The sequence below is a fragment of the Metabacillus mangrovi genome, assembly GCF_009711125.1.
GTDB lineage: Bacteria > Bacillota > Bacilli > Bacillales > Bacillaceae > Metabacillus_B > Metabacillus_B mangrovi.
This window is the reverse complement of the sequence record NZ_WMIB01000001.1, coordinates 482869-495413: the sequence shown is the minus strand read 5'-3', so window position 1 is coordinate 495413 and position 12545 is coordinate 482869. Positions and strand designations below refer to the sequence as shown.

General features: G+C 50.4%; 11 protein-coding genes. 7 read left to right on the top strand and 4 right to left on the bottom strand.

Annotation, left to right across the window (positions count from 1 at the left end; translation table 11 throughout):
* Nucleotides 1-21 precede the first annotated feature (21 nt).
* The 3 genes from GKZ89_RS02665 (at nucleotide 22) to GKZ89_RS02655 (ending at nucleotide 7166) form a co-directional block, all read left to right on the top strand.
* Entirely contained in the window at nucleotides 22-3192 is a 3171-nt protein-coding gene (locus GKZ89_RS02665) for a bifunctional cytochrome P450/NADPH--P450 reductase (RefSeq protein ID WP_155110808.1), read from the top strand.
* A gap of 118 nt (nucleotides 3193-3310) precedes the next feature.
* Nucleotides 3311-3775, top strand: a complete 465-nt coding sequence (locus GKZ89_RS21025) for a hypothetical protein (RefSeq protein ID WP_162356385.1) — start codon at nucleotides 3311-3313, stop codon at nucleotides 3773-3775.
* 259 nt (nucleotides 3776-4034) lie between these two features.
* A complete protein-coding gene (locus tag GKZ89_RS02655; RefSeq protein ID WP_430696674.1) occupies nucleotides 4035-7166 on the top strand; it encodes a bifunctional cytochrome P450/NADPH--P450 reductase in 3132 nt (1043 codons plus the stop codon).
* An 11-nt stretch (nucleotides 7167-7177) separates the two neighbouring features.
* Here GKZ89_RS02655 and GKZ89_RS02650 read toward each other — a convergent pair whose 3' ends face one another.
* Nucleotides 7178-7594 carry a hypothetical protein gene (locus GKZ89_RS02650; RefSeq protein ID WP_155110807.1) on the bottom strand — a complete coding sequence of 139 codons (417 nt, stop codon included), beginning with the start codon at nucleotides 7592-7594 and terminating at the stop codon, nucleotides 7178-7180.
* A 1304-nt stretch (nucleotides 7595-8898) separates the two neighbouring features.
* On the opposite strand from GKZ89_RS02650, the gene GKZ89_RS02645 reads away from it, so the two are divergent.
* Together GKZ89_RS02645 and GKZ89_RS02640 are read left to right on the top strand one after the other, a co-directional pair.
* Complete coding sequence (locus GKZ89_RS02645) at nucleotides 8899-10155, top strand: Y-family DNA polymerase (RefSeq protein ID WP_155110806.1); 1257 nt, start codon at nucleotides 8899-8901, stop codon at nucleotides 10153-10155.
* Between the two features lie 17 nt (nucleotides 10156-10172).
* A complete protein-coding gene (locus GKZ89_RS02640) occupies nucleotides 10173-10508 on the top strand; it encodes a YolD-like family protein (RefSeq protein ID WP_162356382.1) in 336 nt (111 codons plus the stop codon).
* 41 nt (nucleotides 10509-10549) lie between these two features.
* Here the strand turns inward: GKZ89_RS02640 and GKZ89_RS02635 are convergent, their stop codons facing one another.
* Together GKZ89_RS02635 and GKZ89_RS02630 are read right to left on the bottom strand one after the other, a co-directional pair.
* On the bottom strand, nucleotides 10550-10786 hold the full coding sequence (locus GKZ89_RS02635; protein ID WP_155110805.1) for an HPr family phosphocarrier protein: 237 nt from the start codon (nucleotides 10784-10786) through the stop codon (nucleotides 10550-10552).
* Between the two features lie 21 nt (nucleotides 10787-10807).
* A complete protein-coding gene (locus GKZ89_RS02630) occupies nucleotides 10808-11017 on the bottom strand; it encodes a CDGSH iron-sulfur domain-containing protein (protein WP_123917494.1) in 210 nt (69 codons plus the stop codon).
* A 144-nt stretch (nucleotides 11018-11161) separates the two neighbouring features.
* Here GKZ89_RS02630 and GKZ89_RS02625 point away from each other — a divergent pair, with 144 nt between their 5' ends.
* The gene (locus tag GKZ89_RS02625; RefSeq protein WP_155110804.1) at nucleotides 11162-11485 is read left to right on the top strand and encodes an iron-sulfur cluster biosynthesis family protein; all 324 of its coding nucleotides are present in this window, start codon (nucleotides 11162-11164) and stop codon (nucleotides 11483-11485) included.
* Between the two features lie 10 nt (nucleotides 11486-11495).
* Entirely contained in the window at nucleotides 11496-11738 is a 243-nt protein-coding gene (locus GKZ89_RS02620; RefSeq protein WP_338324881.1) for a DUF2552 family protein, read from the top strand.
* 28 nt (nucleotides 11739-11766) lie between these two features.
* Here the strand turns inward: GKZ89_RS02620 and GKZ89_RS02615 are convergent, their stop codons facing one another.
* Nucleotides 11767-12531: an alpha/beta hydrolase gene (locus GKZ89_RS02615; RefSeq protein WP_155110803.1), complete on the bottom strand. Its 765-nt coding sequence runs from the start codon at nucleotides 12529-12531 to the stop codon at nucleotides 11767-11769.
* Nucleotides 12532-12545 lie beyond the last annotated feature (14 nt).

Here is a 12545-nt window from a genome sequence, read left to right as displayed (position 1 = left end):
AACGGAAAGAAGGAATACAGAATGAAGACGATGAGCAAAATTCCAAGCCCTGAGCTTAACGGAGAATCGAAATATTTACCGCTTCTCAGTCCGGAAAAGCCCGTTCAGTCACTGATGAAATTGGCTAAAGAAATGGGGCCTGTATTCAAGCTTGAAAACCCTTCCCGGTCCACGGTTTATCTTTCTTGCAGGGAATTAACAGCCGAAGTTTCAGATGAATCCCGGTTTGATAAAAGCATCAGCCAGGCGCTGAAAAACGTCCGGGCCTTTTCGGGAGATGGCCTGTTTACGAGCTGGACAGATGAGCCGAACTGGAAGAAAGCGCACAATATCCTTCTGCCGAGCTTCAGCCAGAAGGCGATGAAGGGCTACCACCATATGATGGCGGATATCGCCTCCCAGCTTGTTCTGAAATGGGAACGTCTCAACGCCGGGGATTCTGTCGATGTGTCAGAGGATATGACGCGGCTAACCCTTGATACGATCGGGCTGTGCGGATTTAATTTCCGGTTTAACAGCTATTACCGCGAGAACTTTCACCCGTTTATCAAAAGCATGTCCGGCGCTCTCGGCGAAGCCATGAACAAGCTTCAGAGAACCGAAACAGACGAAAGCTTTCTGCAGCAAAAAGAGGAGCAGTACCAAAAAAACATTCAGGATATGTTCAGCCTTGTTGACCAGCTTATCGCAGAGCGCAAGGAGCAGCATGAAGAAGAATGGGCCGATGATCTGCTCTCCCACATGCTGAGGAGCAAGGATCCTGAGACAGGGGAAGGGCTCAGCGATGAGAACATCCGCTTCCAGATCATTACCTTTCTGATTGCCGGGCATGAAACGACAAGCGGTCTTCTCTCCTTTACCTTTTATTATTTGCTGAAAAATCCTGAGATCCTAAAAAAAGCGCAGGAAGAGGCAGACCGTGTTCTTCCCGATGCGGTGCCTGAGTATAAAGAGGTCAAAAAGCTGAAATACATTCAGATGATCCTCAACGAAACGCTCAGACTCTGGCCGACTGCCCCGGCTTTCTCCCTGTATGCCAAGCAAGACGAAGTACTGGGCGGCCGGTATAGGATTGGCAAAGGGGAAGAAGTAACCGTCCTGCTGCCGGCTTTGCACCGGGATCCTTCTGTATGGGGGGCCGATGCTGAAGAATTCAAGCCGGAGCGCTTTGAGGATATGAGCAGCATCCCCGCTCATGCCTTCAAGCCGTTCGGCAACGGCCAGCGTGCGTGCATCGGGCAGCAGTTCGCCCTTCATGAAGCTATTCTTGTCATGGGGCTGCTGCTGAAGCATTTTGATTTTACGGATCATACAAATTATGAACTCGACGTGAAAGAAGCGCTTACTCTCAAGCCAAATCAGTTTACGATGAAGGTGAAATCGCGGAAAAAATGGATGGGATCCGCTGCCCGGCCGGAAGAGGCTGTGCGAAAAGAGAAGCCGGCACCTTCCAGGGCTCCAAAAAAGGACGCCCATCAGACACCGCTTCTTGTTTTATACGGATCCAATATGGGAACAGCCGAAGGACTGGCGGAAGAGTTTGCCGATGAGGGGATAAGCCTCGGATTTAGAGCGGAAACTGCACCGCTTGATGAATATGCGGGGAAATTGCCCCAAGAAGGAGCTGTGGTGATTTTCTCCTCCTCCTATAACGGCAATCCGCCTGATAACGCCCGGGGGTTTATCGATTGGCTGGAGCAGGCTGATCCAGAAGAACTGGCGGGAGTATCTTATACCGTTTTTGGCTGCGGGGACCGGAACTGGGCAAGCACGTATCAGCGGATTCCGCATGTAATCGATGAAACCATGCACTCCAAGGGTGCAATCCGCTTTGTCGGAAGAGGCGAAGGGGATGCCGACGCCGATTTTGAAGGGAGTTTTGACGCATGGAACGAGGCATTCTGGCCTGCTGCTGCCTCCCATTTTAACGTAGAACTTCCCGAAGAAGAACACGGGACAGGAAGCAGCCTTTCAGTGACCATCGTTAAAAATGAACCGGCTGCACCGCTTGCAAAAGCACATCAGGCGTTCAAGGCAGAGGTGGCAGCCTCCAGAGAGCTTCAGTCCGCTGCAAGCGGCCGCAGTACGCGCCATGTGGAGCTGCTTCTGCCGGAAGGCACCAGCTATAAAGAAGGCGGCCACATTGGTGTGTTTCCTAAAAACAGCCGTGTGCTCGTCAACAGAGTGCTCCGCCGTCTTCAGCTGTCCGGTGATGAACAAATGGTGCTCGAAAGTGAAGGTTCAAAGCATTCTCATCTGCCACAGGGGCAGCCGGTAAGGGTCATTGACGTGCTTTCTGATGCGGTTGAGCTGCAGGAGCCAGTCACCCGCGCCCAGCTGAAGGTCCTGGCAGAGGTCAACGTCTGCCCTCCCCACAGGATGGAGCTTGAGGCGATGCTTGAAAGATACCAGTATGAAATCCTTCCAAAGCGCATCACGATGCTTGAGCTGCTGGAAAAGTATATGGCTTGTGAGCTTTCTTTCAGCCGCTTTCTGAGTCTGCTGCCTGCACTTAAGCCGCGCTATTATTCGATCTCAAGCTCTCCGCTGTTATCCCCGCGGAAAGCGAGCCTGACCGTGAGTGTACTGAAGGATCCGGCCTGGAGCGGAGCGGGAGAATACAATGGCGTCGCTTCCGGCTATCTTGCACAGGTGAAGCCCGGGGATGAAGTTCTCTGCTTTGTCGGGGAGCCGCAAGGAGCATTCGAACGGCCGGAGAATCCGGAAACCCCGCTCATCATGGTAGGCCCGGGGACCGGGATCGCCCCGTTCAGAGGATTCCTGCAAGGACGCCGAGCTATAAAAGAAGAGGGTGCACAGCTCGGTGAAGCGTATCTCTACTTCGGCTGCAGGGAACGCCTTCATGATTATCTGTATGAAGAGGAACTTCTTGAAGCAGAACGGCTAGATCTGATTACACTCCGCACCGCTTTTTCACGACAAGAGGGCAAGGCCAAAACCTATGTGCAGCATATGATCAGAGAGGATGCCTCCGCGCTGCTTTCTCTCCTTGAAAAGGGCGGACACCTGTACATCTGCGGAGACGGCAGCCAGATGGCACCGGATGTCGAAGCTGCCATTAAAGAAAGCTATCAGTCTGAAAAACAGGCCTCTGCAGTGGAAGCAGACGCTTGGCTCCGCCGCCTTGAGAAAGAGGGCCGCTTCGCAAAGGATGTCTGGGCGGGGAAATAGGGGCGGACAGAAGCTGACTGGAAGGCTTATTCGCTAAAATGTGGAAAATAGGTTGGTCCGGAAGAACATTTTATTTTAAAATAAACAGGAGGTTAATAGGGATAAGGAGATCATTTGAGTGAAGTATTTTATAGACGATGACACGTGGGATCCAGCGGGTTACAGACAAGAGCTGCAAAAACTTTTACCAAGATTCAATAAAGAGACGGCGATTTTTTTAAAAACAAATTCCTTTCATGATGGCAAGGTGATTTCCTTAACTGTTCTCAATCAGGAGAACGGCAAAACAAAAGACCCCACCTCCATCAATATGGTTGTTGAGCAATACCAAGAAGGCGGCATTTATGAAATTCAATGGGTCAATGTCCGTAAATTCTTAATGGATTATGACATCACCAGAAATGTCTATGCAAACAAACCAAAGGAAATTGTTTTTGGCGGCAGAAGAGGATTGGACGAGTGGGGCTATGATGAAATTCTGCCGTTGAGTAAAAAGAAAGTACAGCATGAAATTTTTTTATTCTCACAAACGAAAATCATCATCCATTGTTCAACGATTAAAATCAGGAAAATAAAGGCCTAGAAAATTAATAAAACCCTCCGGATTGCATTTAGGAGGGTTTTTCAGCCTGATGGACAGATCATCCGTCCAAGTGCAGCGGGAGTTTCCGAATCGGGCGATGCAGGTCGGAACAATGCCAGTAAGCCGTCCGCCTGTTCCTGATGAAAACTGCCTGCATAAAACTCCGGTCCTGTTCCGATTTTCGCAGAATGTCCAAGCCATCCGCCGGTATTTTCATAAAATAGGGACTAGGACATTCAATACGAAAGAGGGAATGCATATGGACCATCTTAAGCCGATTCCCCGGGTAGAGCTGAAAAACGGGGATGCGCAGGGACCGCTCAACAATCCGGACGGTCTGGTTCAGTCGCTTTTAAAGGTGTCAAAGCATGCCGGTCCGATTTTTCAGTTTGACAGGCCCCGGAATGCGGCCATCTTTCTATCAAGCCACAGGCTCGTTTCCGAGATTTGTGATGAAAACAGGTTTGATAAAAGTGTAAGTCCCGCCCTGCAGAATCTAAGGCCATTTTCAGGAGACGGGCTTTTTACGAGCTGGACACATGAACCGAACTGGAAAAAGGCGCATCATATTCTTTTGCCGGCTTTCAGTCTAAAAGCTATGAAAAACTATCATTCCATGATGAGTGATATTGCCGGCCAGCTCGTTCAGAAGTGGGAGAGGCTGAATGCCGGCGAGACAGTTGATGTTTCAGAGGACATGACAAGACTGACTCTGGATACAATCGGGTTATGCGGATTTGGGTATCGCTTCAACAGTTTTTACAGGACAGGCTTTCACCCGTTTATTGACAGTATGAATGCTGTGCTCACCGAGGCGATGGCCCGTCTCGTCAGGCCCCGTAAAAATGAGAAGGGCAGCAGGGAACAGGAGGCGGAGTTCGGTGCGCACATTCAGTCGATGTTCAATCTCGTGGACCGGCTGATTCAGGACCGAAAGCAGCTGGAACAAAAGGAATGGCCGGATGATCTTCTCTCCCACATGCTGAAAAGTAAGGACCCTGAAACAGGTGAGCGTCTCGATGATGAGAACATCCGCTATCAAATCATGACCTTTTTAATAGCCGGTCACGAGACGACAGGGGGGATGCTGTCCTTCGCTCTTTATCTTCTTTGCAAAAACCGCCGCAGTCTCAAGGCAGCGCGGGAAGAGGCAGACCGTATACTGACGTCGCGGGTTCCGTCTTTCCAGGAAGTGAAAAAACTAAAATACATCCCGATGGTTCTTTTTGAGACACTCCGTCTGTGGCCGACTGTGCCGGTGATCTCCCTCTACGCAAAGGAAAGCGAAATAGTAGGGGGAGAGTACGCCATCAGGGAAGGGCAGGAATTAACCGTCCTTCTGCCTCACCTGCACCGGGACCGGACAGTGTGGGGAGAGAAGGCAGAAGAATTTATCCCTGAGCGTTTCGAGGATATGACGGCTATTCCACCGCATGCTTTCAAGCCATTTGGCAATGGGCAGCGGGCCTGCATCGGCCAGCAGTTTGCCCTCCATGAGGCGGCGATGGCCCTCAGTCTGCTGCTCAAGTATTTTGATTTTGAGCATTTTCCGGATTACGAGCTGAAGATCAAGGAAACGCTCAGCTGGAAGCCTTACGGATTTAAGATGAAAGTGAAACCAAGGCGGAAATGGACCGCTTCCCCGGACGTCCCGCCTCAATCTGATACCGCTCAGCCTGAGCCTGCCGAAGCTGCAGAAAAAGGCCATCACACTCCTCTTTTAATCTTATATGGGTCCAATATGGGTACCTCCGAAGAGCTGGCGCTGCGCCTTGCCGAAAAGGGATCAGCGCTCGGGTATACCGCAAAAGCAGCGCCACTCGACGCATACTCTGGCGGGCTTCCCCGGGAAGGGGCCGTTCTTCTGCTTTCTTCCACCTACAACGGAGCGCCGCCAGACAACGCTAAGACATTTGTTAAGTGGCTTGAGGAGACGAACGAGAGCCTGCAGGGGGTTCGATTTGCTGTATTCGGATGCGGAGACCGGACCTGGTCGGCCACCTTCCAGCGGATTCCGGCTCTGATTGACAAGAAGATGTCCGAAAAAGGGGCCGAGCAAATCTGCAGACTTGGGGCAGGGGATGCCGACGAGGATTTGCTGGGCAGCTTTGAGCAATGGGAGGAAGAGATGTGGCGCGCCCTGGCCGTCAGCTATTCCCTCGATTGGGAGCCGGCAGAGATGGAAGCATCTGTGGAGATGGAATTTGCAGCCGCCGCTCCGCTGAGCCGCCTTGCTGAGAAATACCGGGCATTTCCGGCCGAAACCGCTGTGAACCGCGAATTGCATCAGGCAGGAAGCCCGCGCAGCACCCGGCACCTTGAGCTGCTTCTCCCGCCCGGAGTTTCCTTCCGGGAAGGGGGTCACATCGGAATTTTCCCTCAAAACCGCCCGGAATTGATTGACCGTGTTCTGAGCCGTTTCCGGCTGACAGGGAACGAGCGTGTAATTTTTAAAGGGAAATCAAGCCACCTTCCACTTAACGAACCGATTGAAATCCGCAGGCTCCTTGCGGATTATCCTGAATTGCAGGAACCGGCCGCAAAGTCTCACCTCCTGACAGCAATCCGCTATACGGAGTGTCCTCCCCATCGGATCGAACTGGAAAAAAAGCTGCAGAACTATGAGGAAGAAGTTGTAAAGAAGCGGGTTTCCCTTCTGGAAATCCTGGAAGCGTATAACGCTTGCGAGCTGCCTTTCGAACGGTTCTTCCGGATGCTCCCGCCTCTCAAGCCCCGCTTTTATTCCATCGCCAGCTCCCCTGAAGCGGACCCGGGGAGAATCAGTCTGACAGTCAGGGTAGTAAAGGAAAAGGCGTGGAACGGCAGCGGATTCTATGAAGGGACTGCCTCCCATTACCTGGCCGGCCTGCAGCCTGGCGATCCTGTCGCCTGCTTCATAAAAGAACAAGGCTTTCAAAAACCGGAAGACCCGTCTCTTCCCTTAATCATGGTCGCAGGCGGATCAGGTATTGCCCCTTTTCTTGGATTTCTGCAGGGAAGAAGCATCCTGCAGAAAAAAGGGGTTCAGCTTGGAGAGGCACACTTGTTTTTCGGCTGCAGGAGCCTAGAGGAATTTCTTTATAAGGAGAAACTCGAAGAAGCAGAGCGGAACGGACTTGTCACCCTGTACCCGGCGTTATCCCGCGAGCCAGGCAAAGACCGGGTCTATGTTCAGGATGTACTCAAGCAGCATGCCGCTAAAATCATCCGTCTGCTCGACGAGGATGCAAGCTGCCTGTATATATGCGGCAGACGGGGAATGAGCATTGCTGCAGAACAGGCACTTTTGGACAGCTGCCGGAACGTAAAAAGCGCAGCCCCGGAAGAAGCCGCTGCCTGGCTTGAGGCCTTAGTAAACCAGGGCCGCTATTCAAAAGACGTATGGGGATAAAAAAAGCAGCTCTAAACGGGCTGCTTTCTTATGCTTGAAATGAGCAGAAAACCAAAGCCTGCCCCATATAAAGCCACGTACGAACCACCCGGAAAGAAAGGCGGAACCGGCAGGAGATTCCCTCCTGACAGAAACTGAAGATTCACAAACAAAGCATACAAAAGAGGCAGTCCAAAGAAAATCAACCTCATCCACTGTATCCTCCAGCGTCCCTCCCGCCAAAAATCCAAAACGAGATCCGGCACCGCAAAAAGCATACCCAAAGCTACTGGAAAAAGACCCTGAAATGCAAGCAAAGTCCGTAAATCATAAATTTCCTTTCCCTCCTCCTGCAGCCTCAACTCAAACATGCTTCCTTCAAACAGCAGCCAGATGCCAAGCAAAAGGAAAGCCAAATAAAGAATACCCTGCCTCACCCAAACGTTCATCAAACTCCACCCCTTTTTAACAGTATATTCCAACCAGTGGCGTTTTTCATACAGGATTTTTGGGCAGCTTGTGTTTATTTAAGAAGGTGGGGCGGGGTTGGCTGCTGTGCGGGATGGATAGGAAAAACGTGCGGCCGGTACTGGCAGTTATCGGTTTCAGGGATAAATGCCTCGTTTTATATGAATAAAAGGCTTTTGAGGCTGAAACGGTGGTGAATGCCCATAGCGTCTCCTGAGATCGGTTCGTACGGGATCGGTCTCCAGAGCCGCTATTTGGGCTGGAAAAGCGGTTTTCGGCAAGTATCGGTCTCCAGGGCCGTTATTTATGGAATTTGGGGCGAAAACAGGATCATTTTACAAAAATAGCGTCTCCTGAGACCGAAACGATGGAAAATGCCCCGTCTCATATGAGATAGCGTCTCCTGAGACCGAAACGATGGAAAATGCCCTGTCTCATATGAGATAGCGTCTTTTGAGACCGGTTTGTGCGGGATCGGTCTCCAGAGCCGCTATTTGTGTTGGAAAAGCGGTTTTCGGCAGGTATCGGTCTCCAGAGCCGTTATTTATGGAATTTGGGGCGAAAACAGGTTCATTTTACAAAAATAGCGTCTTCTGAGACCGAAACGATGGAAAATGCCCCGTCTCATATGAGATAGCGTCTCCTGAGACCGGTTCGTGCGTGATCGGTCTCCAGAGCCGCTATTTGTGCTGGAAAGGTGGTTTTCGGAAGTTATCGGTCTCCAGGGCCGTTATTTATGGAATTTAGGGCGAAAAAGGATCATTTTACAAAAATAGCGTCTTCTGAGACCGAAACGATGGAAAATGCCCCGTCTCATATGAGATAGCGTCTCCTGATACCGGTTCGTACGGGATCGGTCTCCAGAGCCGTTATTTGTGGGTTTTGGGGCGAAAACAGGCTCATTTTACAAAAATAGCGTCTTCTGAGACCGAAACGATGGAAAATACCCCGTCTCATATGAGATAGCGTCTCCTGAGACCGGTTCGTGCGGGATCGGTCTCCACAGCCGCTATTTGTGCTGGAAAGGAGGTTTTCGGCAGGTATCGGTCTCGCAGATATAACGGGCTCCAGAGCCGTGCTGAGCTGCTTGGCCAATTCTCCTCGATTCAAAGTAATCCCATATGCCCAAAAAAGAATTTTCAAAGAGGAAACGATTTCCTGAAGCCTGCTGTCATGCATTTTTTCACACTTCGCCAAAAACTACCATTGAATACGAACGTTTATTCGATTATGATTAGCGGTATAATAGGACTACGAACATATATTCTTAGCGGAGGGGTAAGGAATGGATTATGACCAGCTTCCCAAAAAGAAGATTCTCTGTATTGATATGAAAAGTTTTTATGCGAGCTGTGCGGCGGTCCTGATGGGGCTTGATCCACATACGTGCTACCTCGCTGTCGTCGGGGACACCGAACGGCAGGGAAGTGTGGTACTGGCCGCATCTCCCCGGTTAAAAAAGGATTTTAACATTAAAACAGGATCAAGAAAATTTGAAATTCCGGATGATCCCCGGATCCACGTGGTAAACCCGAAAATGGCGCTGTTTATCCGCATTTCCACTGAACTTTCCAAGATGTTTCACCGCTATGTGCCAAGAGAAGCCATTCATATTTACAGTGTTGACGAAAGTTTTATCCAGGTCGATGGAGTGGAGCACCTGTGGGGCGACGCCCATACAATCGCCTGGAAGATTAAAAATGAGATGGAGCGTGAATTTCAGCTGCCGTGTGCGATTGGAATCGGGCCGAATATGCTTTTGTCCAAGGTGTGCCTTGATATTGATGCGAAGAAGACAGGTGTAGCCGAGTGGACGTATGACGATGTAGAGGAAAAGCTGTGGAGCCTGAAGCCTTTGAGCCAGATGTGGGGCATTGGCGGCAGGATGGAAAAGAACCTGAACCGGATGGGCATTTTCAGTATCGGACAGCTGGCCGCGTATCCGCTTGAGAGGCTGGAGAAAAAATTCGGCATCATGGGCAACCAGCTTTACTACCATGCATGGGGCGTCGATCTGTCAGACATCGGCGAACCGATTATGCAGGGGCAGATCAGCTTTGGCAAAAGCCAGATTTTAATGCGTGATTACACGGATCCTGAAGAAGTGAAGCATGTCATCCTGGAAATGTGCGAGGAGGTGGCGAGAAGGGCGCGCCACCACTACAGGGCCGGACGGACGATCAGCTTCGGGGTCGGCTACAGCAAGGATGAGCTTGGCGGCGGCTTTTACCGGTCGCGGACGATGGAAGAGCCGACGAACATTACGATGGACCTTTACCGCACATGCCTTGAGCTGTTTGAGGAGTTTTATGAAGGAAGAACCGTCCGGAAGATTTCCATCGCCCTCTCCAATATTGAAGAAGATGCAGAAAGCCAGCTGAATCTGTTTCAGCCGGACCGGGAGAAGCACCGGACTCTTGGATATGTGATGGATTCGATCCGGAGCAAATATGGCTCTGATTCGCTTCTCAGAGCGGTTTCCTATACAAAAGCGGGAACGGCGAAGCACCGGGCGACACTCGTCGGCGGGCATAAAGCATAAGGAAGGAGGGGAGCGGAGTGATACGCGACCGCGGCAATATCAAGTGGACCTCGATGATGCTGCCGGAGCATGTGAAGCTGCTGCGGCAATGGAAAGAGGAAGAGCGCTATACGGTGAAGCCGGAGGTGGATGACCAGCAGCTGGAGGAGTTCAACGAGATCATCTGCCAGGCGATGGAAGACAACCAGCTGCTGCAGTTTACCGTGCATGAGCATGAGCAGCTCATTCTTCACACAGGGCGGATCCACTTTTTTGACCAGATCCAGCAGGCGCTGAGAATTGTAGACGAAGCAGGAAAACGGAAGATGATTCCGCTCACCCGGGTCGTTAAAATCAAACTGCACGGGGATTGACGAAAAAAGACCAACTGGAGAGAATCCAATTGGTCTTTTCCTTATTTTTCAAAAAGGCCGATATTTAAAAAGGATTCTTCAGCTGAAGCATTTCCTTCTGCGTCGATCTCCACTTCTTCACCTGGCTGCAGAGAGAGTGCGAGAACGCCAAGCAGGCTTTTCGCATCGATGACCCAATGCGCTTTTTTGATCAGAATTCTTTCTTCAAACTGATTGGCTGTGTGAACAAGCTGGCTTGCCGAATCCGCAAATACAGGCTTTAGTACGCGAACCTTCATTTTCCCATCCCCCTGATCAAATTAGTCCAATTCTTTTTCAGCACGTACGCACGAATCAAATGTTCCCTTATGGGTTGCATCGCAATACGGCATTTTCTTTGACTGGCCGCACCGGCAAAGGGAAAAGGCAGGCTTGGCAGGATACACATTGCCATCCGCGTCGACCAGCTCTACATCACCGGTGACACGAAAAGGGCCGTTATCCAGTATTTTAATTTGCACTTTAGACATCGCAAGTCCTCCTTTCCCGGAAAAAAGATACTCTAATGGTAATCGGAACGGGCTGAAAAAGCAACGGCCTTGCGGCTTTAATCAGGCGCCGCGGCAAAGTTTATGGTACACTGTCCATACATCATCCAAAAGAAGGTGCAGAGTATGAAATTTACATTTACCCAACGGGCCATCGACCGGATCGCCCCAGTGCTTGACGGACATCCGGACGCACATCTGAAACTGAAATATGATACAGAGGGCTGCGGCTGTGTAGTATCCGGTGTTGCAGCACTATGGATTGTAAGGGAAACCGAAGAGGATGACATAGAGGTGAACACGAACTATAAGCCGGTTCTTCTGGAAAAGACGAAGCTCGTCTTTCTTGATGAAGAGATGACGGTTGATTTCCTGGAATCCGCCAATACGTTCGCGCTGAAAAGCCCTTCACAGATGCTCAATCCGCGTATGAGTTTAACGGTTAAGTGAGGACAAGAATGTGAAAAAAGACAAATTTCAATCCATGAAAAACATTGCCCAGGATAAAACGTGGGTATCGTTTTTAAACAACAATCATCCATACAGCCTGATGCACTGGTCCATCGGCGGAATCCATGACGAACAGAAAAACGTCTGGCTCCTGCAGGACGAAATGACGTTCCAGGCCCAGGAATTCCCGACGATCGATGACGCGATCAGCTGGATGCGGGAGAACATGGAAGATGTAACGGACGTGTTGTGAAAAAGGAGGCGCAGTGGCGCCTCCTTTTTCATTTCAGCAAATAATCCAGAACTTCAGGGAAACGGGACCTGAAGCTGGAATAATGATGAATGCCGTCTGGAATAATGGAGAAGCGCTGATTTTGAACTTTTCCATCAAGTTTTTGAAAAATGCGCTTATTGGATTCCAAAAAGCTTTCACGGATGCGAATGTCGGGGTTTTCATTGGTTCCGCAGTCCAAATAAAGCCGTTCCATACCGGATAAATCTGCCGATTCAATGAGATTCTCAAGCTCCTCCTGATTCCGGTAAAATCCGGAAGACAGGCCGGCAGCTCTCTTGAAAATGTCCGGGTAACGGCAAGCTGCATACACCGTGAATGATCCGCCTAAAGAAATCCCGGCCATGTAACTGCGCTCTGAATCAGTCCGGTAAAGACGGTCCAAGGCGGGCTTCAGTTCATTCACGATAAAATCGAGATAAGCTTCTCCCTTGCCGCCGGCAGAGCTCGGCTGCCCCAGCACCTCTGCACAAAAATGCCCGCACTTCCATGGACAAAGCTCATGGATCCGTTCTTCTCCTGCCGTATTCAAATCAATAGCAGCGACAATCAATCCATACTCATTGCGATCAAGGAATTCTTCGAGGTTTAAAGAAACACCTCCTCCAACAGCTGTAGAATCCGAAAAGACATTCTGCCCGTCGTGCACATATAAAACCGGATATGATTTTTCAGAACGGGCATAGGCGGGGGGAAGATAGACACGGATCATCCGGTTCTGCCCGAACATCTTCATTGGGAATAGATCGATCATTGAGTTTTCCTTCT

Bases quoted from the DNA above. Each gene is read 5' to 3' on its own strand.
- GKZ89_RS02665 (WP_155110808.1), top strand. From the start codon at position 22: ATGAAGACGATGAGCAAAATTCCAAGCCCTGAGCTTAACGGAGAATCG.
- GKZ89_RS02655 (WP_430696674.1), top strand. From the start codon at position 4,035: ATGGACCATCTTAAGCCGATTCCCCGGGTAGAGCTGAAAAACGGGGAT.
- GKZ89_RS02650 (WP_155110807.1), bottom strand. From the start codon at position 7,594: ATGAACGTTTGGGTGAGGCAGGGTATTCTTTATTTGGCTTTCCTTTTG.
- GKZ89_RS02645 (WP_155110806.1), top strand. From the start codon at position 8,899: ATGGATTATGACCAGCTTCCCAAAAAGAAGATTCTCTGTATTGATATG.
- GKZ89_RS02635 (WP_155110805.1), bottom strand. From the start codon at position 10,786: ATGAAGGTTCGCGTACTAAAGCCTGTATTTGCGGATTCGGCAAGCCAG.
- GKZ89_RS02630 (WP_123917494.1), bottom strand. From the start codon at position 11,017: ATGTCTAAAGTGCAAATTAAAATACTGGATAACGGCCCTTTTCGTGTC.
- GKZ89_RS02625 (WP_155110804.1), top strand. From the start codon at position 11,162: ATGAAATTTACATTTACCCAACGGGCCATCGACCGGATCGCCCCAGTG.
- GKZ89_RS02615 (WP_155110803.1), bottom strand. From the start codon at position 12,531: ATGATCGATCTATTCCCAATGAAGATGTTCGGGCAGAACCGGATGATC.